Origin of the sequence: Nocardia sp. CS682 (genome assembly GCF_004634405.1) — a bacterium.
In the GTDB taxonomy this organism is placed as follows: Bacteria; Actinomycetota; Actinomycetes; order Mycobacteriales; family Mycobacteriaceae; genus Nocardia; species Nocardia ninae.
On sequence record NZ_CP029710.1, the window covers coordinates 278124 to 298911 of the forward strand.

General features: G+C 67.2%; 21 protein-coding genes and 1 pseudogene. 9 read left to right on the plus strand and 13 right to left on the minus strand.

Going from position 1 to position 20788, the window contains the following annotated elements:
- Position 1 precedes the first annotated feature (1 nt).
- The 4 genes from DMB37_RS01320 to DMB37_RS01335 all read left to right on the plus strand — a co-directional run bounded on the left by DMB37_RS01320 (position 2) and on the right by DMB37_RS01335 (position 5083).
- A complete protein-coding gene (locus tag DMB37_RS01320) occupies positions 2-1150 on the plus strand; it encodes an epoxide hydrolase family protein (RefSeq protein WP_135231062.1) in 1149 nt (382 codons plus the stop codon).
- Between the two features lie 455 nt (positions 1151-1605).
- Positions 1606-2322 (plus strand): metal-dependent hydrolase, encoded by a 717-nt coding sequence (locus DMB37_RS01325; RefSeq protein ID WP_135231063.1) that lies wholly within the window; start codon positions 1606-1608, stop codon positions 2320-2322.
- 419 nt (positions 2323-2741) lie between these two features.
- Entirely contained in the window at positions 2742-3746 is a 1005-nt protein-coding gene (locus tag DMB37_RS01330) for an SMP-30/gluconolactonase/LRE family protein (protein WP_240772186.1), read from the plus strand.
- Positions 3747-3823: 77 nt separating this feature from the next.
- On the plus strand, positions 3824-5083 hold the full coding sequence (locus tag DMB37_RS01335; RefSeq protein ID WP_135231064.1) for an alpha/beta hydrolase: 1260 nt from the start codon (positions 3824-3826) through the stop codon (positions 5081-5083).
- Between the two features lie 99 nt (positions 5084-5182).
- On the opposite strand, the gene DMB37_RS40900 is transcribed toward DMB37_RS01335, so the two are convergent.
- Together DMB37_RS40900 and DMB37_RS01345 are read right to left on the minus strand one after the other, a co-directional pair.
- Positions 5183-5392, minus strand: a complete 210-nt coding sequence (locus tag DMB37_RS40900) for a hypothetical protein (RefSeq protein WP_206055424.1) — start codon at positions 5390-5392, stop codon at positions 5183-5185.
- Positions 5393-5750: 358 nt separating this feature from the next.
- Positions 5751-6842: a hypothetical protein gene (locus DMB37_RS01345; protein WP_206055153.1), complete on the minus strand. Its 1092-nt coding sequence runs from the start codon at positions 6840-6842 to the stop codon at positions 5751-5753.
- A gap of 146 nt (positions 6843-6988) precedes the next feature.
- Between DMB37_RS01345 and DMB37_RS01350 the strand changes: the two are divergent.
- Positions 6989-7797 (plus strand): annotated as a pseudogene (locus DMB37_RS01350) (HugZ family protein).
- Here the strand turns inward: DMB37_RS01350 and DMB37_RS01355 are convergent.
- The 3 genes from DMB37_RS01355 to DMB37_RS01365 all read right to left on the minus strand — a co-directional run bounded on the left by DMB37_RS01355 (position 7785) and on the right by DMB37_RS01365 (position 9796).
- The gene (locus DMB37_RS01355; RefSeq protein WP_135231065.1) at positions 7785-8171 is read right to left on the minus strand and encodes a VOC family protein; all 387 of its coding nucleotides are present in this window, start codon (positions 8169-8171) and stop codon (positions 7785-7787) included. The pseudogene DMB37_RS01350 and the gene DMB37_RS01355 sit on opposite strands and share 13 nt — an antisense overlap.
- A gap of 125 nt (positions 8172-8296) precedes the next feature.
- Positions 8297-8872 (minus strand): dihydrofolate reductase family protein, encoded by a 576-nt coding sequence (locus DMB37_RS01360; protein ID WP_135231066.1) that lies wholly within the window; start codon positions 8870-8872, stop codon positions 8297-8299.
- A 285-nt stretch (positions 8873-9157) separates the two neighbouring features.
- Positions 9158-9796, minus strand: coding sequence for a TetR/AcrR family transcriptional regulator (locus DMB37_RS01365; protein WP_135231067.1), 639 nt, complete (start codon positions 9794-9796; stop codon positions 9158-9160).
- A 146-nt stretch (positions 9797-9942) separates the two neighbouring features.
- Here DMB37_RS01365 and DMB37_RS01370 point away from each other — a divergent pair, with 146 nt between their 5' ends.
- Positions 9943-10446 (plus strand): VOC family protein, encoded by a 504-nt coding sequence (locus DMB37_RS01370; RefSeq protein ID WP_135231068.1) that lies wholly within the window; start codon positions 9943-9945, stop codon positions 10444-10446.
- 90 nt (positions 10447-10536) lie between these two features.
- Positions 10537-11412, plus strand: coding sequence for a TIGR03619 family F420-dependent LLM class oxidoreductase (locus DMB37_RS01375; RefSeq protein ID WP_135231069.1), 876 nt, complete (start codon positions 10537-10539; stop codon positions 11410-11412).
- Positions 11413-11579: 167 nt separating this feature from the next.
- Here the strand turns inward: DMB37_RS01375 and DMB37_RS01380 are convergent, their stop codons facing one another.
- Positions 11580-12653: a hypothetical protein gene (locus tag DMB37_RS01380; RefSeq protein WP_135231070.1), complete on the minus strand. Its 1074-nt coding sequence runs from the start codon at positions 12651-12653 to the stop codon at positions 11580-11582.
- 62 nt (positions 12654-12715) lie between these two features.
- Here DMB37_RS01380 and DMB37_RS40905 point away from each other — a divergent pair, with 62 nt between their 5' ends.
- On the plus strand, positions 12716-13444 hold the full coding sequence (locus DMB37_RS40905) for a VOC family protein (RefSeq protein ID WP_206055154.1): 729 nt from the start codon (positions 12716-12718) through the stop codon (positions 13442-13444).
- A gap of 7 nt (positions 13445-13451) precedes the next feature.
- Here DMB37_RS40905 and DMB37_RS01390 read toward each other — a convergent pair whose 3' ends face one another.
- The 7 genes from DMB37_RS01390 to DMB37_RS01420 all read right to left on the minus strand — a co-directional run bounded on the left by DMB37_RS01390 (position 13452) and on the right by DMB37_RS01420 (position 19799).
- Complete coding sequence (locus DMB37_RS01390) at positions 13452-14408, minus strand: fructosamine kinase family protein (RefSeq protein ID WP_135231071.1); 957 nt, start codon at positions 14406-14408, stop codon at positions 13452-13454.
- Entirely contained in the window at positions 14405-15184 is a 780-nt protein-coding gene (locus DMB37_RS01395) for a helix-turn-helix domain-containing protein (protein WP_135231072.1), read from the minus strand. Before DMB37_RS01395 ends, DMB37_RS01390 begins: the two co-directional genes overlap by 4 nt.
- Positions 15185-15395: 211 nt before the next feature.
- Positions 15396-17048 (minus strand): molybdopterin-dependent oxidoreductase, encoded by a 1653-nt coding sequence (locus tag DMB37_RS01400; RefSeq protein ID WP_135231073.1) that lies wholly within the window; start codon positions 17046-17048, stop codon positions 15396-15398.
- 49 nt (positions 17049-17097) lie between these two features.
- On the minus strand, positions 17098-18027 hold the full coding sequence (locus DMB37_RS01405) for an anti-sigma factor (protein ID WP_135231074.1): 930 nt from the start codon (positions 18025-18027) through the stop codon (positions 17098-17100).
- Positions 18028-18079: 52 nt separating this feature from the next.
- Positions 18080-18745: an ECF RNA polymerase sigma factor SigK gene (gene sigK, locus DMB37_RS01410; protein WP_135231075.1), complete on the minus strand. Its 666-nt coding sequence runs from the start codon at positions 18743-18745 to the stop codon at positions 18080-18082.
- A 114-nt stretch (positions 18746-18859) separates the two neighbouring features.
- Entirely contained in the window at positions 18860-19495 is a 636-nt protein-coding gene (locus tag DMB37_RS01415; protein ID WP_167768674.1) for a fasciclin domain-containing protein, read from the minus strand.
- A gap of 109 nt (positions 19496-19604) precedes the next feature.
- Complete coding sequence (locus tag DMB37_RS01420; protein WP_135231077.1) at positions 19605-19799, minus strand: hypothetical protein; 195 nt, start codon at positions 19797-19799, stop codon at positions 19605-19607.
- A 176-nt stretch (positions 19800-19975) separates the two neighbouring features.
- On the opposite strand from DMB37_RS01420, the gene DMB37_RS01425 reads away from it, so the two are divergent.
- Complete coding sequence (locus DMB37_RS01425; protein ID WP_135231078.1) at positions 19976-20779, plus strand: thioesterase family protein; 804 nt, start codon at positions 19976-19978, stop codon at positions 20777-20779.
- Positions 20780-20788 lie beyond the last annotated feature (9 nt).

Below are 20788 nucleotides of genomic sequence, written 5' to 3' on the forward strand. Positions count from 1 at the left end.
CTTGCAGCCCTTCCGTATTCAGGTACCCGACCAGGAGCTCGCCGTCCTACAGGCCAGGCTGCGGGCCACCAGGTGGCCGGAGCGCGAGACCGTCCAGGACTGGTCGCAAGGGGTGCCCCTGGCGTACGTGCAGGACTTGTGCGCGTACTGGGCGAACGAGTACGACTGGCGGGCCACCGAGGCGCGCTTGAACTCGTGGCCGAACGTGCGCACCGAGATCGATGGGCTCGGGATCCACTTCCTGCACGTCAGATCGCCGGAGCCGGGCGCGCTTCCGTTGCTGCTCACGCACGGCTGGCCGGGCTCGATCGTCGAGTTCGGCAAGGTGATCGGTCCGCTCACCGATCCGGCCGCACACGGCGGCGATCCGGCCGACGCCTTCCACCTGGTGTGCCCCTCGCTGCCCGGCTACGGGTTCAGCGACCGGCCGAGCGAACCCGGGTGGGGCATCGATCGGATCGCGGCAGCCTGGGCCGTGCTGATGGCACTGCTCGGGTACCGGCGTTATGGTGCGGCGGGCAGCGATTGGGGCACGAGCGTGTCGACGCGGCTTGCCCAGCTCGACCCCGACCATGTGGCCGGGATACACCTCCTGCCGCCGCTGGCACCGCCCGATCCGGCCACCTTCGACGACCTCACCGACCGGGAACGGGACGCGCTGCGCACGCTCGAGGAAGCGGGTCGATGGGAATCCGGGTACTCGCGGATGCACGCCACCCGGCCGCAGACGGCCGGGTACGGACTCGTGGACTCCCCTGCGGCACTGTGTGCCTGGATCATCGAGAAGTTCTGGGCGTGGACCGACTGCGACGGGCATCCGGAGAACGCGCTCACCAAGGACGAGCTGCTCGACAATCTGATGATGTACTGGCTTCCGGGCACCGGCGCGTCGGCCGCGCGGCTGTATTGGGAGAGCATCGCGCAGGTCGACGAGTGGATCTCCGGGGAAGTGACGAGCACGGTGGACGTGCCGACCGGATGCTCGGTGTTTCCGAAGGAGTTGCAGCGGCCGTCCAGGCGTTGGGCGGCAAAACGTTTCACCGATATCCGGTACTGGAGTGAGCCGGAGCGCGGTGGGCATTTCGCGGCGTTCGAGCAGCCGGAGCTTTTTGTCGAGGATATTCGGGCGTTCTTTCGGCTCGTTCGCTGACACCTCCAGCGGGAACCTGCTGCACCCCTCCCCTGTCTGTGCTGTTGTTGTACAGGGGGGTCTTGCGGGTCGAGACAACGGGATAGCGTTTATATTCATATATACGCATGTCTAAGTAGCGCAATGTTTTTACTGCCTACTACTAGCTAGATGATGGCATCGAAGGACTCCTCTCACCGGCTCCGACACGCAGCCTCGAGCCAGGCTCGCTGCTCTGAGCCTCAGCTCCCCCGTTGAACCCCAACTCGCCCTGCGCTTTCCGTCCGCTCCCCCGCCATTGCCGTCACACGCACGGTACGCCCCGCCACCGACGACGTCTGCCTCATCAGCCGACCGAGCCTGCGACACAAACGATCCCAATTCTGCTGGGTTGCCCATCCCCCAATTCGCCCCCCGCACAAGATCACTGAACCGGCATTCGCTGAACGATGCTGAGGTGAACTAACCTTCACCCGGTGCTTGGACATTCTCACGCGACCAGTGGCGCTTTGGCCTGGTCGGCGGCGGCAACGGCGCTGCCGGTCGCGATCTTGACCTACCCGACAATCCAGGATGTGTCAGGGCATCTCGGCCCCGTCGACCTGTTGCTCGGTGTGTTTCTGACGGCGGGTGCCGCGCTGTTGCCGGACGCGGATCACCCGAACGGAACGATCGCGCATGTGCTCGGCCCCATCTCCTACAACCTCTGCAAGTTGATCTCGTGGATCTCCGGCGGACACCGGCACGCCACCCACTCCTTCGCCTTCGTCGCCGCGGTCTCCTATGGGACATGGGCCGGCGAGCACTGGATCGGACGATGGTTCACGCTCGGGCTCGTGTTCTTCCTCCTTGCGCTGGCGGTGCGGGCCTTGCATCTCTGCCCGCCGGGCGACGGGGTCGAGGCGTGGGGCACCATCGTGGTGCTCGCGGTCGCGGGAACCTTCGCGATGGATCATTGGATCTCGGACAAGCCGGTGTGGCTGCCGTTCTCCGTCGGCCTCGGCGCGCTGGTGCACCTGCTGGGCGACTGCCTGACCGACCGCGGCTGCCGGCTGTTCTGGCCGTTCAAGCTCCGTACTCGGGTGCCGATCATCGACCGCACCGGCAACAAGGTCGAGACCTGGGTGCTGTCACCGTTGTTCGTGCTCGGGACGCTCGCGGTGCTCTGGTACTCGATTACGCATCAGCCGTAGCTCTCCGTGCCGGCGGGCTGGTTCCAGCAGCTCGGTCCAGGCGCCTCTTCACGATCAACGGCGCATGACGGTGGCCCCTACTCACGAACGCCACGGCCATGTGCCGTTGATCAAGGATTCTGCGGAGGACTCCCCCTCCCCTGATACGAGACCCCTGCTGTCCATGCAGTCTTTAGGACGGGAGGACGGCGGGACGTGACGTGAATTGGGTTGAGATTACATAGTTAGATGCGCATATCTACGTAACAACATGTTGTTTGCCTGTTTGCAGTGCGGGCCGCCCACTTCACGTCCAAAAGCACTGTCGGCACTGCACATTCGTGCCGATCGCCCCTTACCCATTCCCCGAGACGCGGCCTGACCTGCTCTCCTACCCCGCCATTCCAACGATGAGCTCGTAACCGGCGTTACGCTGAGACGTGCCCACCTCGACTCTGCACCCGCAACGCTGGACACCGCCGCCCGCTCCCCCGCGAGCGCGCCGAACCCGCAGTGCGCCACCGCTTCCCGAGCTCAGTCGCCTCGAACTGCCAGGCCCCGGGCCCGAAGACGTCGTGCTCGGGCCGGACGGCCGACTCATCGTCGGCATCGATGGCGGGGCAATTCTCAGCGTCGACCCGTCCAGCGGGGACGTGCGTGAGCTCACGAACACCGGCGGTCGCCCGCTCGGCCTGCACGCCGATCCCGATGGCACGCTGTTGATCTGCGACTTCGAGCGCGGCCTGCTGGAGCTCACCCCGGACGGCACGCCGCAGGTGCTGGTGGATGAGATCGACGGCGCACCACTCCCCTTCGCCAGCAACGTGGTTCGCGACGCGGACGGCACCATCTTTTTCTCGTCGTCGACGAGCCGTTTCTCGCTGACCGAGTACATGGGTGACATGCTCGAGCACTCCGGGACCGGCAGGCTGTTCCGTCGCGATCCGTCCGGCAAGGTCGAGACCCTGCTCGACAACCTGTATTTCGCCAATGGGGTGGTGCTTGCCCCCGATCGCTCGTGTGTGGTCGTCGCGGAGACCGGTGGCTATCGGGTGTCGCGCTACTGGCTCACCGGGCCGAAGGCAGGCACCAGGGACTTTCTCGTGGAGAACCTTCCCGGGTTTCCGGACAATATGAGCCTCGGTAGCGACGGGCTCGTCTGGATCACGCTGCCTGCCGCGCGGAACCCGTTGCTGGACCGGCTGCTTCCGCTGCCCGGCTTGCTGCGGCGGGTCGTTTGGTTGCTGCCCGAGTGGGTGCAGCCGAAGCCTGCGAAGACGGTCTGGGTAATGGCGGTCGACTTCGACGGGAATGTCGTGCACGACTTGCAGACCGAGGGTACCAACTTCTCGATGGTCACCGGGGTGGTGGAGCGGGACGGTGCGTTGTATCTGGGCAGTCTCACGGAGTCGGCGATAGGGGTCACCCGGGTACCCACTGCCTGATCACCTTACGAACAGGCGGATGCACCAAGAACTTCCGTCGACGAGACGGTTTCAGTGAACGCTTGTACACTGAACTCATGAGTGAGCAGACCCATCAGCGGAAGGCCGAGGTCAGGGCCCTCGCTCGATTGGCGGGCGACGAGCTCGGTGGCGCGGTGGACGGCATCGCGTCGGTGCACCGGGCGATCGCCGGGCGGGTTTTCGCGGCCGTGCGGTTCGGGGTCGGTCCGGCCGCGGCACCCGTGGAGGTCGTGCACGACGCGATCACCGACGGGGTGTATCGGATTGTCAGCGGAACTGCCGTTGCCGCCGGTCGGTTGGCCGAGCGGACCGTGGATCTACCCGGGGCCGCGGTGCCGTCACGGACCGTGTTCGGCGCGGGCTTCCTCGGTGCGCTACAGGGTTTGATCGGCGACGATCTGGAGCAGGCTCGGCCCATCCTCGCCGGGCCGATGACATTGCGCGTGGACGGTGATCCGGTGTCGCCCGAGCAGATCGGGAATCATGTCGCGCAGCCCAGTTCGCGGGTGGTGGTGTTTCTGCACGGTCTGGTGGAGACCGAGCATGCGTGGCGGCTCGGCGGGCGCACGAGCTATGCCGAAGGGATCGAGCAGGATCTCGGCTACAGCACGGTGCAGATCCGGTACAACAGCGGCTTGCACATTTCCGAGAATGCGCGCCAGTTGAGTGACTTGCTGGAGCGGCTGGTGGCGCACTGGCCGGTGGAGATCGAGCAGCTGTCGTTGGTCGGGCATTCGATGGGTGGGTTGATTGCCCGTGGCGCGTGCTTCGATGCGGGCGAGTCCGGGAAGGCGTGGGTGGGTAAGGTCCGGCATCTGGTGTGTCTCGGGTCGCCGCATCTGGGGGCTCCGCTCGAGCAGTTCGTGCATTACGCGTCTGCCGCGTTGGTCCGGGTGCCCGAGACTCGTCCGTTCGGCCATCTGCTGCGGCGTCGTAGTGCGGGTATCCGTGATCTGCGGCAGGGGTCTTTGGTGGACGAGGATTGGCGTGACGCGGATACCGATGATCTGACGCGCCGGGCGATCCGGGAGGTGCCGCTGCTCGCGGGTGCCGATCACTACTTCGTCACCGCCTGTGTCACCCGCAGTCCACGCCACCCGCTGGGGCGGATCATCGGTGACGGGCTGGTCCTCACTCCAAGTGCCGCGGGGCGGAACCGGGCTCGTCGCATCGGTTTCGAGGATGCCAATGGCTTGCACGTGCCCGCTGCCAATCACTTCTCGCTGCTGAACCATCATGCGGTGTACGAGAGGTTGCGGCGGTGGTTGAGCACCGATCCCGAAACCGCTGTCGCCCTCGACGAAGCCGCCGAGTAGGCCGAAGGGTGCCGGCCTCTTCCAGCTAAAGGGGCTAGCTGGAGCAGGGGAAGCTGTGCTGTCGCGGCCGGAACAGAGGGCTGTGTCAGTCCAGCGATCTCATCCGTCGATGCCGTTGTCCGGCTGATGGTTCGTTGGCAGCGGCACCGTATACGGGGTGTTGTTCACCGACCACTGCGGCGCGGGGCCGGGTTCGGCGTGGTAGGTGAATGCCGTCGCGCCCCCGACGACCAACGCCAGTGCCGCCGCCGTACCGAGCAGTGGACGCACCAACCGCAGCCGTCCGCCCCACCGTTGCCGTTCGTCCATCGCGTAGTCCCCTCGTCGCCCTGTATAGGCTCAATCGCGCTGACGGCCAACCTGTTACGCACCGAGCATGCGGAGGTCGACCGCGCCACCAGAATGTGCCTGCGGATCGCGAATGGGTGTGCTGCCGGGCCGTGCGAACGGCGTGCGGTCCAGAGCGCGCACGGGGTGTGGCGCCGATCGCAAGTTGAACGGCGGGTAGATGGTCTAGTGCAGCGTGTGCCGTTCGAGGAATGGTCTCTGTAGCGGCCGAGGGTCCGCGATGTCGAGCGGCGGACCGGTCGGCCGTCTTTCGGGCGGGCCGAAGGACTACCGGTGTCGAACTGGGCATCGGGCGGCCATCTTCGGCGTGGAGCTGCCGTCAGAGCAGGTGTTCGGGGTCTGCGTCCGCTTCTAGGCGGACGTCGGCGGTGAAGAGGGTTTCCACGTCCGGGTCATCGGTGTGGGCTGCGTAGAGGAGCAGGCAGCCGCGGATACCGTCGAGGAGGTCTTCGAGGAGGTCGAGAGCGGGGCGGGACGGATCGAGGCGGCTGATGCGGAAGCCGGCGAGCATGGCTTCCCTGGTGTCGGCGTCGACCTCGAATTTGCGGGCCTGCTCCTCGATTTCGGCGACGCGTCCGACGACGGCCCACGGCGCGGGCACGCGCCCTTCGTGCACGGCCATCGCTTCGGCGATGAGGTCGACGACGACTTCGGTGGGGCTCTCCCCCGCGTCGAGCCGTTCGAGCACCAGGGTGGGCGTCTCGACCTGGAGGGCCTCGATGTCGTCGGCTTCCACCACGACGTCGGTGCACGGCACGCCGGCCATCTCCCCGGCGACCTCGGCGGCGGCGAGCAGCCAGTGCGCGGCGGCGACGGAGGCGGAGGCGGGGTCGAGTTCGGTGAACAGTTCGATGGAGCCGAGCGGGTCGGCGCGTAACAGGTCGTCGGCGGCTTGCACCTGAGCGGGAGAGACGTCAGGGCGGGACAGTTCGACGGCTTGGCGGGCCCGGCCGGACAGGTCGCCGCGCTCGGCGGATTCGATGGCGGCTTGCTCGGCGCTCACCTCGGCGACGATGGTGTCGCGCAGGGTGAGGTCGTCGATCTCGTAGAGGGTGCGTCCGACGCGGTGCGCGGATTCGACGACGCCGCTGTAGGAGACGACGAGCCCCTCCGCGGAGGGCAGGTTGGGGGTGCGGATCCCCACTTCGACCTCTTTGAAGTTCCGGCGTTCCTCGGCGCGGCGCCAGGCTTCGCTGTTGGGGATGTCGGGGTCGCCCGCTGCGCTGGCCGGGTGGGTGTAGGCGCGCCAGTGGAACCGCGACAGCGTGGTCAGGTTCGACGCCAGATTTGTTGCCTGATCATGGGTTACCGTCTGCGGCAGGGTGGCAACAGCTTGGGCGAGGTCACCACGGCCGGTCGCCCAGATGGCGACGATCACGTTGTGGTCGGCGTCGAATGCGTATCGGGTCACCCGGCAAGTCTGGTCTATCCGGGCGTGATTCGCGCGGTCAATCCAATCCATTGACCGCACTACGCAAGCCGATCCGGCATGGCACGCTGGAAAAAGCCCCGCACCCGTTGTATTGCGGATCGGGCGGGCAGGAGAGGATGGACGACATGACCCTCGACCACGGTGACCCCGGCGACGCTCCCTCGATTCCGCAGCCGACGGCGCCGGTGGCGAATCCGGCCCGGCCGTCCGCCGCCGAGGAGGCGAGAACGGTTGCCGCTTCGACGAATATGGCGACGCTGGCGAGTCTGAGCGAGGACGGCACGCCGTGGGCGTCGTTCGTGACGTACGGGCTGCTGGACGGCCAGCCGGTGCTGTGTGTGTCCAAGATGGCCGAGCACGGGCGCAACCTGGCGGGGGATCCGCGGGCGAGTCTCGCGATCGTTGCGCCCGATATGCCTGCGGATCCGCTGGCGGGGACCAGGATCACGCTGGCCGGTGTGGTGGAGCGGCCGGTGGGTGCGGAGGCCGACGCGGCGCGGGCGGCGCATCTGGCGGCGGTGCCCGCAGCGAAGTATTACATCGACTACAGCGATTTCTCGGTGTGGGTGCTGCGCGTGCGACGGGTGCGGTGGGTCGGCGGGTACGGGCGGATGGACTCCGCGACCGCGGAGCAGTATGCCGCGACGACGCCGGATCCGATCGTGCCGGTTGCGGCGGGTGCTATCGCGCACCTCAACGATGATCACGCGCCGGCGTTGCTGGCGATGGCGCAGGCGTTGGCGGGTATCCGGACGCGACCGAGGCCAGCTGTGAACGGGCCGACCGGTACGGGCTGGACCTGCGGGTGGTGACGCCGCGCGGCGTGGCCCGGACTCGGGTCGGTTATGTGGCGCCGATCGATTCGATCGATGAATTGCGGGCGGCGACCGTGGAATTGGCGAAGCGGTCGCGCGGGATGAATCAGACTTCGTAGAGTTCCAGGGGCAGGTCGTCGGGGTCGAAGAAGAACGCCATCCGTTGTCCGGTGACCTCGTCGACGCGCAGTTCCTCGGTGCGGACCCCTTTGGCGGCCAGCTCGTCGAGCGTCGCGGCGACGTTGCGGACTGCGAACGCCAGATGGCGCAGTCCCGCGGCCTCCGGCCAGCTTGCGCGGTCCGGGGGTTCGGGGAACGAGAACAGTTCGATCCGGCTGCCGCCCGGGATGGCCAGGTCGAGCTTGTAGGAGCGGCGGGTGGCGCGATACTGCTCGGCGATCACCGCGAGGCCGAGGGTCTCGGTGTAGAACCGTTTGGAGCGCACATAGTCGGAGGCGATGATCGCCACGTGATGAATTCCTAGTAGTTCCACTCAGCGACCGTATCCCAGCGGGTACGCGGGCCCTGGTAACCCCTCGTGGGTGATGCTGCCGCGTCCGGGCTGCCGCGTCCGGGCTGCCGTGCGGTACGTCGGGCGTACCACACGGCAGCTGCTGCTCAGTGCACGACGTCGTATACGAGCTTGGCCACGCCGTTGGAGTAGGTCGCTGACTCCCGTAGGCGCAGTTGTTGTTTGTCCCGGTCGGACCGGGTGAACAGGTATTTGCCCGCGCCTAGCAGCACCGGAAATACCAGCAGGTTGTACCGGTCGATCAGATCAGCCGCACCCAGCCGCTGGGCCAGCTCGGCGCTTCCGTGGATGAAGATCGCGCCGCCGTCGCCCTGTTTCAGCTCGGCGATATCCTCGGTGGACCGCAAGATCGTGATCGGGCCCCAGCCCTCGACCGCAGCGTCGTCGGCGAGGCTGGTCGAGACCACGTACTTCGGCAGTTCCTTGTACGCGGCGTGATCGGCGGAGTCGCGCCAGAACGGAGCGAAAGCCTCGTAGCTGCGGCGACCGAACATCAGTGCCGTCGTGTCGGCTAGTTCTTCGCCCTTGAGCGAGTAAGCCTCGGGAACGAACTCGGTGTCCATCACCCAACCGCCGCTGCGGTGCCCCTCCTCCTTGCCGCCCGGCGAGTCCACTACACCGTCCAGCGACATGAAGCCCGTGTAGACCAGTTCGCGCGTCAAAATTTCCTCCTGAGATTCGGCGATGGAGACCGCCGGTGATCGCCCGGGTCAGACCGCCCGGGCGGTTTGTACTGTCGCCGGTCTGACTGACACCGACCTGACACCGTCGGCCTGGTCTTCGACGTAGTCGCGTCAGATCGGCTGAGCGGCATAGCTTCGGGCATGCCTGCCGCTGCGCCGATCATGAAATGTGGGCCAGAACCACGGTTGGGCCGGGGTTGAGATCAGCGTCAGCCGACGGTTGCCGCGTTCGGCCAGCGTTCTGCGGCTGCGGTGGTGACGGCGTCAGTGGCGGCGCTTGGCAGCCTTCGTGTCGTGGGTGGGCACCGTCAGCATGGCGACGATCATGTCGGTGATTTCGGCGGCGTCGTCGGGGTGGGGCGTGCGTACGCCTGCTTCGAGGGTGCGTTCGTAGTCGGCCATGAGGGCGAACATGACGGTGGCCATTGTTTCGAGACGTTGGCGGCGTCTGCGTGGGGTGAGTTGGGGTAGGGCGGCGGCGAGGCGGGTGGCGATGATGCGCACGGCGGCGCGGTCGGTTCCTGCGAGGCGGCGCGGGTCGGCGATCACCGGGTGGGCGCGCACTACTTCGAGGAAGCGTCCGAAGTGGGTGACCTCGTCGTGGGTGATGAGCTCGAGGATCGGGTCGGCGAGCATGGCGACCAGGGTGTTGATTTCGTGGGCGGTGCCGTCGGCCTCGTGGGTGGCGAGCAGGTGCATGCGGCGTTCTTCGAGCCAGTTCATCCGGCGCTCGACGATGGTTTCGATCAGGCCGTGGCGGGAGTCGAAGTAGTAGTGCACCGCGGAGTTGTTGCGGTGGCCCGCGGCTGCGGCGATCTCTCGCAGCGGAACCTCTACTCCGCGTTCGGCGATGAGTCGCTCCCCCGCGTCGAGCAGTGACGCGCGCGAATCGGCGATCAGCATAGTGGCACTGTACTAAACCCTGGCCTTGACTGGGTTAAGCACACGTGTTTAGTTGAAGAGATGGATAGAGCGCACCTGATGGCCGCCGGTTGGGTGCGAGAGGTGGGCACACTGGTCTGCCGAAGCCTTGCGGCACAAGGCAATCCATGATCACGGCGGGTCCGATCTTCCAGCTGTGCTGGGTCGTGCGCGATATCGCGGCGGCGCAACAGGAGTTCACCGAGCGGTACGGGGTGGCGCACTGGTTCACGATTCCGGATGTGCACTTCGGGCCGGCATCGTGCGAATTACGTGGCGAGCCTGCCGATTACACGATCACGGTCGCGCTGGGGTATGCGGGTGGGCAGCAGTTGGAGCTGATCGAGCCGCGGGGCGGGGTCAGTTTGTATGCCGAGCATCTCGAGCGGTTCGGGCCTGGGCTGCACCACACGGGGTGGGTGCCCGAGGACTACGACGGTGCGCTGCACGAGGCGCGGGCGGCGGGCATCGAGATGGTGGCGCGCGGGAAGTTCGACGGCGTCGGAATGGAGTTCGCCTATCTCGAAGGCGGGCCGATCGGGTCGTACTTCGAGTTGATGCGGCTCTCCGATGCCATGAAGGCGATGTTCGACACCTTGATTCCGGACGGATTCTCGAATCCATGGCAGTAGACGTGAGTACAACCTGCCTCGGGAAAGGCTCGTACTTCGGGCACCGGGCACCCACGGCGCTGCGTTCGCGGCGTCAGGAAGGCGACTGATATGCGCTTCACCTATGCCGAGACGATGACGGACCCGGCGTACTACGTGCCGTTGGCCCGGGCCGCCGAGGAGGCCGGGTACTCGTCGATGGCGGTCGCGGACAGCATCGCCTACCCGCGGGACTCCGACGCCAAGTATCCGTACACGCCCGATGGGAGCCGGGAATTCCTGGAGGACAAGCCGTTCGTGGAGGCGTTCGTGCTCAGTGCGGCGATGGCGGCGGTGACCACGACGTTGCGGTTCACCCCGTTCGTGCTGAAACTGCCGATCCGGCCGCCGGTGCTGGTGGCCAAGCAGGCCGCGTCGGTGGCGGCGTTGAGCGGCAACCGGTTCGGGCTCGGCGTCGGGATCAGCCCGTGGCCCGATGACTTCGAGATCATGGGTGTGCCGTTCGAGAAGCGTGGTGCACGGATGGACGAGTGCATCGACATCGTGCGCGGGTTGACCGCGGGCGGGTACTTCGAGTTCCACGGCAAGTTCTACGACATACCGCCGATCAAGATCTCTCCGGTGCCGACCGAGCCGGTACCGATCCTCATCGGTGGGCACAGCAAGCCCGCGCTGCGACGGGCCGCGCAACGCGGTGACGGCTGGATGCACGCCGGTGGCGATGGCGCCGAACTAGACCGGCTGCTGGTTGAACTGGACGCGTTGCGTGCCGAATACGGGACGCGCAAGGACTTCGAGGTGCACGTGATCTCCCTCGACGGATTCACCGTCGACGGCATCAAACGCCTGGAGGACAAGGGAGTTACCGACGTCATCGTCGGCTTCCGTCTCCCCTACACCCTCGAACAGGACACCGAAGCGCTCGACACGAAGATCGCCAACCTGTCCCGTTTCGCCGAAAAGGTCATCGCGCGGACCGCGAGTTGAGCTGTTCAACAGCGACTAGCTCATGAGCTGGCACACGCTCATGGGCTCGCCCGGGGCCAGGGAGCGAAGTCCCGGAGCGGGTGCCAAGCCGTGCTCGCGGAGGAAGGCGCGCAGGCTGGGGCCGTTGGCCGGGCGCGGGTCATCGAAAGCCATCGGACGGCCGCCGATCATCGCGGGCTGACGAGAACGCGGACGAGGCCTTGGCCGGAGTCCAGGGCGGTCAGCGCCTTGCCGATGATGGATCCCAGGGCGCGGCTCATGTCGGACACTCGGCGCGCGTGGCCGGTGGTGGTCGAGGTGGTCAGCAGGTCGCCGGGGCGGATGGGGCTCTGCGTCGCGTCGGCGGCACACCACACCTTGCCCATCAGTGCGATGTTCACGCCGTCGGCATGGCGGTCGAGCACGATCGCGGGCGCGACCCCGCCTGCGCCCGAGACGATTCCGGCGACCGCGGTGTCGTACTCCTGGCGGCACGGATGCACCGCGCCGCTCTCGCCGACGACTACCACCGTGCCCGCGGCGATCCCCGGCTCACCACAGGTCAGTGCCTCCGCGTAATCGGCGCCGGCCAAGAACAGATCGCCCGTCACGGTGATATTGCCTTTGACGGTCACGTTTCCCTCGAAATAGCCCGCGTCGCCGCGCCCCTTGTTGTAGCCGGCGACCGCCGCGTGATTCGAATGGGTTTCACCGTGCACCCCCTCACCGCCGTGCGGTCCTCCGATGCCCCAGACCCCTGGGCCGTTGCTGAGGTTGTAGCCGCCGACGCCGGCATGGGCGGTACGGGAATACCCCGTCACCCCTTCGCCACCGGATTCAGCACCGCGTCCCCACACGCCACTGCCTCCGCCGGGGCTCTCGTTGTAGCCGGCAACGCCTGCGGTGTTGCCATGGCTGACACCGTGCACGCCCTCACCGCCGCTCTTCGCACCCTCACCCCACACGCCGACACCGCCGTTGGGGTTGTGGTTGTAGCCGCCTACGCCGGCGTATCCAGTGCGGGAATGGCCGGTGACACCCTCACCACCGGACTCAGCCCCCCGCCCCCATACGCCGCTGCCACCGTTCGGGCTCTCGTTGTAGCCGGCGACGCCCGCGGTGTTGCCGTAGCTGACACCGTGCACGCCTTCACCGCCGCTCGCCGACCCCTCACCCCACACGCCCGCTCCGCCCGCGGAATTCTTGCCCGTGACGCCGGCCTGCGCGGCGTCGCCGGAAACACCCTGCAAAGGCATCGACATGACAGCTCTCCCTCCCAGCCCGCCGCGTTAGCCACCGGAGCAACGGCGAGAACAGTGGTCTCATGGTGAGCGGCACGATCATCGGGCGGCAAGCTAACGGTCCGCCTACCGGACCCGTTCTTCAGCTGCGCGATCTCGGACATGCCGCAACACACGAGATCGGTGCGGCGGCCATGATGGAGGGTGAGTTGACAGTGACGAACCTGGGCTATGAATTCGCGCCGTCCCCAACCGGTTTCGCCACGTGGGACGAGTACTACCGTGATCTGGGGCTGCCGGAAGCAGCATCGACCGGCGGCGTGGACCGGATCAGCGACCCGCAGGGCGGTGGACCGGACATCTGGTTTCAGGTCGTCCAGGACGCGAAGGCCGTGAAGAACCGGCTGCACATCGACATCCACGCCAGCGGCGACCGGACAGACCCGATCCAGACGCGCAAGAGGCGAGTCGACACCGAAGCCGACCGCCTCGTAGGCCTCGGCGCCACCATCACCTGGCGTCATGTACCAGGAAGAAATCGACCACTATGCGGTCGGGATGAAGGACCCCGAAGGGAACGAGTTCGACATCAACTGACCTGTGGCGAGGTCACCGAGAGAGGCGGTGAGATGCTGAACTGCTCCCGGAGATCGGAACTACGTTTCTCAGTCGAACTGCCGGGGAGTAGTTCATCCGAGGAGCGGGTCGGCCGCATGCTGCTCGATGCGCCCGGCTCGCCGCTGCGGGCTGGCCCTCGTGGCTTGATCGGCGGTAGTCCTTCCTGCATGGCGGTCGACGAGCTGAGCGTATGAGGTGGTGTCAGCCGCGTAGGGCGGCGGTGGCCGCGGCGAGGGTTTGGGCACGGTAGCTCGCGCCGAAGAGGACTACGTGGACCAGCAGGTGGTGGAGTTGGTGGAGGGGGATGCGGGTGCGCCAGCCGTCGGCGAGTGGGTGGGTTTCGTTGTAGGCGTTCAGGATTCGGTCGAGGTGAGGGGCGCCGAAGAGGGCGAGCACGGCCAGGTCGGTTTCGCGGTGGCCGCCGTGGGCGGCGGGGTCGATGAGGACGGCGCGGTCGGGGGTCCAGACGATGTTGCCGGACCAGAGGTCGCCGTGGATGCGGGCGGGTGGTTCCGGTGGGCCTGCCAGGGTCTCGATGCGGTCGATGACTTGTTCCAGCAGGTGGGTTCCGTCGGGGCCGAGGTGGGCGGCGGCGCGGGGTAGGTAGGGGGCGAGGCGGCGCTCGGCGTACCACTGGGGCCAGGGGCCTGCGGAGAGTGTGTTGTCCAGTGGGAGTTCGGCGATCCAGCCCGGCCACGGTGCGCCGAACTTCGTCGGTGTATTCGCGTGCAGCGCTGCCAGTTCGCGGCCGAGGTGGGCTGCGGTGTCGGGGGTGGCGCCGGTGTCGTCGAGCCAGGGCAGCACGATCATTCGGTCGTCGGCGGCCAGTACTGCTGGGAGTAGCGCGCTGGCGTGCCCGACAGCGGTGTCTGCTTCGGTGCCACCTGTCGGCCCGCGTGAATGAGCCTGTCGCATCGACTCGCCTGAGTCGGGTCGCGCCGACCCGCGCAGTCCGTCGGCCGATCCGGTAGCGAGCCAGCGCAGCCCGGCTGCTTCGGCGGCGAAGACAGTGGTCGGCTCGACGGCGGCTTTCACGAAAACCTCGCGCCCGTCGGCGAGGGTGGCGCGGTGTGTTGTCCACTCGTGACTGGCCCCGAGATCGGTGACGGCGCGGACGGGGGTGTCGAGGAGTGCGCCGAGGTGGTCGGCGAGCGTCATGAGGTCGCAGCGGTGAGGCGCTTCATGGTGTCCTCGTCGGCGGGGAAGAATGACTCGATGGCCAGTTCGGCGACGGTGACGTTCATGGGTGTGCCGAAGACCGAGGTGATGCTGATGAAGGACAGTTCGTGACCATCGCGCAGCAGGCGCAGCGGCACCACGGATTGGTCGGGGTCGGGCAGCGCCGGGTCGACTTCCCCACCGGGGTAAGCACGGAGCTCGTCGCGCAGTTCCACCAGTTCGGGCGAGCCGGTGACCTCGATCTGGCGAGACAGTCGCGCGAAGAGGTGGCCGCGCCACTCCGCGAGATTGACGATCTGGCCTGCCATACCGTCGGGGTGCAGGCTCAACCGCAGGGCGTTGATCGGTGGGGTCAGCAGCGCGGGGTCGATACCGTCGAGCAGCAGGGTGACACCGGCGTTGGCGTCGATCATGGTCCAGCTATGGTCGATGGCGAGCGCGGGATATGGCTGATGGCCGGTCAGGATTTGGCTCATCGCGCTGCGGACCGCGTCCATCGCGGGGGCATCGAGGGCGGGTTCGGCATAGACGGGTGCGTAACCAGCGGCCAGCAGCAGCCGATTGCGTTCGCGCAGTGGGATTTCCAGGTGCTCGCTCAGATGCACCAGCATGGCGCGGCTCGGTTTGGCGCGACCGGTCTCGATGAAGCTCAGGTGCCGCGCCGACGTGTCCGAGCGCCCGGCCAGCTCCAGCTGGCTCAGCCTGCGCTCCAGTCGCCAATGTCGCAGGAGGTCACCGGCCGTTTGTGTGTTCACTCCCCGATCCTACGAAGCACCGGGGGTCACGACGATTACCTGACAGGTAATCGACACCGGTTCCGGAACGTCGCAACCCGGCCGCGCAGCCACCCAGTGCGGCAGGGGCGGCGGTGGCGACCAAGGCGGCCGCCGCGGCGGCGGCGATCGCGCCCACGCCAGGCTGGCGGAACGGTTGGCTTCCAGGTTGCGCCCTCCCGCTCGCGGCGGATCAGCGCACGGTGATCACGCGGCTGTGCCAGCCGGTGGAGCCGTCGGGGAAGGGTGGGGTGCGGCGGTCGGTTTGGGTGATGCCGTCGCGGTCGGTGGCCCGGACACGCAGGGTGTGGGCGCCTGGGGTGGCGGTCCAGCGCCAGGTCCATTGGCGCCAGGTGTCGGTGGAGTATTCGTCGGCGAGGGTGGCCGGTTGCCATGGTTGATCGTCGACCTGGACTTCGACGGCGTCGATGCCGCGGTGCTGGGCCCAGGCGACTCCGGCGATCGTGACATCGCCGGCAGGTACGGTGGCGAAGGCAGCGGGGACATCGATCCGCGCTGCGGTCTTGATGAGTGCCTGTGCCGCCCACCCTCGTTCGGTCCAGTACGCCTCGGCGCGGTCGAATCGGGTGAGCTCGAGGTCGATGACCCACTTGGTGGCGGAGACGTATCCGTACAGGCCCGGGACGATCAGCCGGGCGGGGTAGCCGTGCGCGATCGGCAGCGGTTCACCGTTCATACCGACCGCCAGCAGTGCGTCACGACCATCGGTTACCGCGGAAACCGGTGTACTCGCGGTGAATCCGTCGATACTGCGCGATAGCAGCATGTCGGCCTCGGGATGGACACCTGCCTCGGCGAGCAGATCCGCCAGCCGGTACCCCGTCCAGACAGCGGTGCCTGCCAGCTCGCCGCCGACTTCGTTGGACACGCAGGTCATGGTGATCATCCGCTCGACCGCCGTCCGTTGTCGTAGCTGGTCGAAGTCCAATTGCATTGGCCGATCTACCATTCCGTGGATGCGCAGCCGCCAATCACCGCTCGTCAGCGCCGGCAATTGCAAGGCGGTGTCGACGCGGTAGAAGCGATCGTTCGGCGTCACGAAGTCGGTCAGGCCTGGAACCGCCAGCCGCGCACCGGCTCCCAGCGGCGCGGCCGGAACCGCTCGCGGAACAACGAAACCGGCCCGGTCGGCCACCACATCACGCAGCCGCGCACCTATCCACTGCCCGGCAACGGCCGCGCCCACGGCCACGGCGCCTACTCCCGCTGACAACAGAAGAAATCGACGCCGCGAAGCTTTTCCCTGGACGTTCGCCGCCACATCACCGCTCGCCGCCGCGCCGACAGTCACCGACGTATCGGCGTCCGCTACCGGCCCGTCGTTCGTCGGTACAGCGGCCCTGGCCACTGGTTCGTTAGCGCGCCCCTCCGAGCCACAGCCGATCAGCAGGCGCAGGACGACCACTCCCGCCACGACGCCGACGACCGTCGGTAGCGCGAACCATATTGTCGCTGTGGGGCGTTGCAGTGCGGCTCCGAGGACGACACCGCCGAGCAGGATCAGCAGCACGCTCCCGAGCGGGCGTCTTCGTTCCAGCACACCGAGGATCGCCGCGAAGACGACCATCACCGCGGCCATCGACAGGAACAGTGCGAGTTTGTCGTTACTGCCGAAACGGCGGATTGCCGCGTCCTTCAACGCATGTGGCGTATGGTCGACCACCGAGGCGCCCATCGCGTAGAACGGCGAGGCGGCGGGATCGATGAGTGCGGCGGCCAGATGGCCGACACCCAGGACGGTGAGTGCGGCGAGCACCCCGGCCAGCGCTGCCGACTCTCTGTTGAGCACGCGTTTCGGACGTGATTGATCCCCAAGCTGTTTCATCGCAGGCTCCTGTTGTTCGTGGGGAGCTGCGACTCGCGCGGCAGCTCGGTCAGGCGAGATTCACGCTCGCGATCATGTCTCCGGTCGGTGTCGGGGAACCGGTGGACGGCTCGACCGTGACGGCCAAGGTGTCGACCGGGTCGAAGCGGGTCACCAAAGCGGGACCGGTGGAAGGCAATTCGGTCAGCACAGTGGCCGATTGCGCCTTTCCACCCAGTGGCACCAACCAGACCTGATAGGACCGGCCTGGTGACGGTGCCGATACGGACTCGAAAGATACTGTGGCAGCGGCCATTCGAGCAGAGGTTCGGACGGTGAGGGTGCCGCCGCCCGCGACCGGGACCGACTTCACCGTGACGTCGGGCTGCTCGAGCACCATCTGCGCGGTCAACTCCGGTGCGCCCGGGTCGCCGGCACGGTTCACCAGCACGCCCACGCCGGCGCCGATCGCCACGACCACCGCGACCGCCGCCGCCAGCCAGCGCAGCCGCTGGAACCGTTTGTGGTCGGCAGCCGATGCGTCAGCATCTGCGTCGGCCCGGTGGAAAGTATTGCGGCCCCTTCCCGAACTACCGGATGCGTCATTGCCCTGGCGGAATGAATTGCGAGCCGTGCCCGGCAACCCGGGTGCTTCATCCACCCCCTGGAATCGATCGCCACCCGCAGCCGGTGAACCAGGTGCGTCCCCGGACCGCTGAGATCCATCGCGTCGCTCGCCCAACGGACCGGCCGCGTCATCCAACGCCCGCAGCAACGTCGTCTCCAACTCCGCCGGCGGCGGCGTCGCATCGAGCACCGTCAGCGCCGCCAACGTTTCCCGTACCCCGAAAACGATCGCGGCAAAGGCATCCACGGTAACCGGGTCGGCTTCGCGAAGCCGATGCTCGATACTGCGCCGCTCGAGCTCGGCAACCGCGTCCATCGCGTACGGATAGGCCAGGTCGAGCAGGTCGCTCCCGCGCTGCCCGTTCTCGCTCATGCCCGAACCACGCAGCCGGAAGTACCGCGCCGGGACAGGATTCGCTTCCCGCTCATGCGGTCTCACCTCCTGTCAAACAGTCCTCGAGCCGCTTCAAGCCGTCCCGAATCCGGCTTTTTATCGTCGGCAGCGGAACCTCGAGATGGTCGGCGACCTCGCTGTAGGTCCGGCCGCTGTAGTACGCCAGCCCGACGGCTTCGCGCTGGATCGCGGTCAACGTGTCCAGGCAGTCGAGCACCGACTGCTCGTCGAGCAGCTGCCCGACCTCCTCGGCGACGACATCGTGGTCGCGGCCGAGATTCGCTTGGCCGTAGACGATGTCGCGGCTGGCGGCGGACTGCTCGCGGCGCACCCGGTCCACCGCCCGCCGATGGGCCAGCATCATCAGCCAGCCCATCGGACTGGACAGCTTCCGGTCGTATCCCGTCGCCAGCGACCACGCCTGCAGATACACCTCCTGGGTGATCTCCTCGGCCGCGGCGTGACTGCGCAGGATCCGCAGCGCCAAGCCGAAGACGCGGTGGCTGGTCGCGCGGTAGAACTCGGTGAAGGCGTCGCGGTCGCCGGTTGCGATCGCATCGAGCAGCTCGAGCAGCCGCCGCGTCCGCGCCGCCTCTTCCGGATCCTCCCGGGTCGGGCACGACGGTGTCGCCGGTGGCCCGCCCGCGCCGGTGTTGCGGCGCAGGCGGATCGCGGTGAGCTTCGGTTCATTCGGCATGGTCACCTCCGCGTCGATCGACGGCGGGGGCGAACAGGGAATGGATCTGCGGCAGCAACACGTCGAGCTCGACTCCTGATGGGAGGGACCATTCCGAACCAGTGCGTAGCGAGGCTACGCGGCGGGCGGCATCAGCACGGCGTCGATCATGTATACCGTCGCATTTGCCGTCTTCACGCCGCCGCAGATCACCGAGGCGTCGGCGACCTTGATGTCGTCACCGGTGCGGGTGACGGTCACGTTCGCGCCCTCGACCGTCTTGTGCGTGCCCGCGATCTTGTCCGGCGCGACCTGGCCCGGCACCACGTGATAGGTGAGAATCTTGGTCAGCGTGGCGGAGTCGGTCTTCAGCGAATTCAGCGTCGCCGGGTCTATCTTGGCGAACGCCGCGTCGACCGGGGCGAACACGGTGAACTGGCCGCCGTTGAGGGTGTCGACCAGATTCACCTGCGGATTGAGCTGACCGGACACCGCGGCGACCAACGTCGTCAGCAACGGATTGTGTGAAGCCGCGGTGGCGACCGGGTCCTGGGCCATGCCGCTGACCGAGCCGGCGCCGGTCGGCACCTGCTGAGCGTAGGTCTTGCAGCCCGCGCCGACCAGATCGCCGGACGCGGCGGTCGACATGGTCGGCGCGGCGGTGGTCGAGGGGGCCGCGGTGTCGTCGGACTTGTCGCTCGAACAGGCCGAGGCACCCACTACCGCGGTCAGCAGCATCGCCGCCACGACCGAACGTCGCATTGCAGTCATCGTGTTTTCGCTTCCGTCGAGACGGCTGGTAGCCGTGCTGGGAGTGGACGGAACGGAATTCGCCTGGGTCGGTGACCCGGATGGGTCGGATCTCTTGCCGATTTCTCGGCTAACGGTCAGCGCGCGGGTCGAGGACCATCAGACCGTCCTGGACGAGGGTGCTGCGGGCGCGCCGGCGGACCCGGCAGATGTCCACCGAACAGTCCAAATGGATCTGCATGGCTCGGTGAGCCCGCGCGGCCGACATCGGGCCGGGATCGATCCCGCACTCAGCGATACCCGCATCCATGGCAACTGTCTGCATCTGTTTCTCCTTTCGCCGGGGCGCTCGCCGTTCGCCGGGAGCGCACATCCATCGGTCCTCACCGAGTACTTCGTACTGCTGCCAGCAAAGGACTGGCTAGTTTTCGAGCGGGCGGTAAGGCCGCGAAAATCGAGTGCGCGCTCGCCCCAGCCCCGTTCGACAGGCAGGATCGTGGGATGACTACTACGGCGGGTTTCGTATTCGACCGCGATACGACCAGCGAACCGGTTGGGGAGCATGAGTTCGGGCTGACGTTGTCGGACCGGTGGACCACCTTCATCGGCACTTCGAATGGAGGGTATCTGCTTGCCAGCTGTTTGCAGGCACTACGGCGCGAGTTGCCGCAGCCTGATTTGCTGTCTGCGTCAGCACATTTCCTGCGCCCAGGCAGTCCCGGGCCCGCGCGGATCACCACCGAGATCGCCCGGGTCGGGCGCCGCACCGCGACCGGTCAGGCGACGCTGCTGCGCGATGACCGCGAAATCCTGCGTGTGCTGGCCACTTTCACCGATCTGGCGGCCGCGGAAGGGCCGACGCTGATCCGCGGTGAACCGCCGGTGTTGCCGCCGCCGGAGCAGTGCTTCGATCCCGCCGACAGTTATCCGAGCAAGCCGCCGTCGCTCTTCGAAAGGGTCGAGATCCGGATGCCGGAGGTACCCGGGTTCTGGCGCGGTGAGCCCGGCGGCACCACGGCCGCCGAGTTCTGGATGCGGCTGGCCGATGGCCGTGCGGCCGATCCGATCGCTCTCGCGTGCCTGGTCGACGCCGCCGCGCCGATCGTTTTCGACCTCGGGGTCTCCGGGTCGGCCACGATAGAACTGACCGTTCATATCCGCAAACGTCCCGCACCCGGTTGGCTGGCGTGTCGGGTGTCCACCAACTATCTGATGGACGGGTTCCACGACGAGGACTTCGAGATCTGGGACAGCACCGGGGTTTTGGTCGCTCAGTCGCGGCAGCTGGCGATCGTTTCGACGTAAGCGGTGGGC

Coding starts and splice junctions, on each gene's coding strand:
- DMB37_RS01335 (WP_135231064.1), top strand. CDS start 3,824: ATGAGTGAGCAGACCCATCAGCGGAAGGCCGAGGTCAGGGCCCTCGCT.
- DMB37_RS40900 (WP_206055424.1), bottom strand. CDS start 5,392: ATGGACGAACGGCAACGGTGGGGCGGACGGCTGCGGTTGGTGCGTCCA.
- DMB37_RS01365 (WP_135231067.1), bottom strand. CDS start 9,796: ATGCTGATCGCCGATTCGCGCGCGTCACTGCTCGACGCGGGGGAGCGA.
- DMB37_RS01370 (WP_135231068.1), top strand. CDS start 9,943: ATGATCACGGCGGGTCCGATCTTCCAGCTGTGCTGGGTCGTGCGCGAT.
- DMB37_RS01375 (WP_135231069.1), top strand. CDS start 10,537: ATGCGCTTCACCTATGCCGAGACGATGACGGACCCGGCGTACTACGTG.
- DMB37_RS01380 (WP_135231070.1), bottom strand. CDS start 12,653: ATGTCGATGCCTTTGCAGGGTGTTTCCGGCGACGCCGCGCAGGCCGGC.
- DMB37_RS40905 (WP_206055154.1), top strand. CDS start 12,716: ATGGTGAGCGGCACGATCATCGGGCGGCAAGCTAACGGTCCGCCTACC.
- DMB37_RS01390 (WP_135231071.1), bottom strand. CDS start 14,408: ATGACGCTCGCCGACCACCTCGGCGCACTCCTCGACACCCCCGTCCGC.
- DMB37_RS01400 (WP_135231073.1), bottom strand. CDS start 17,048: ATGAAACAGCTTGGGGATCAATCACGTCCGAAACGCGTGCTCAACAGA.
- DMB37_RS01405 (WP_135231074.1), bottom strand. CDS start 18,027: ATGAGCGAGAACGGGCAGCGCGGGAGCGACCTGCTCGACCTGGCCTAT.
- sigK (WP_135231075.1), bottom strand. CDS start 18,745: ATGCCGAATGAACCGAAGCTCACCGCGATCCGCCTGCGCCGCAACACC.
- DMB37_RS01415 (WP_167768674.1), bottom strand. CDS start 19,495: ATGACTGCAATGCGACGTTCGGTCGTGGCGGCGATGCTGCTGACCGCG.
- DMB37_RS01420 (WP_135231077.1), bottom strand. CDS start 19,799: ATGCAGACAGTTGCCATGGATGCGGGTATCGCTGAGTGCGGGATCGAT.
- DMB37_RS01425 (WP_135231078.1), top strand. CDS start 19,976: ATGACTACTACGGCGGGTTTCGTATTCGACCGCGATACGACCAGCGAA.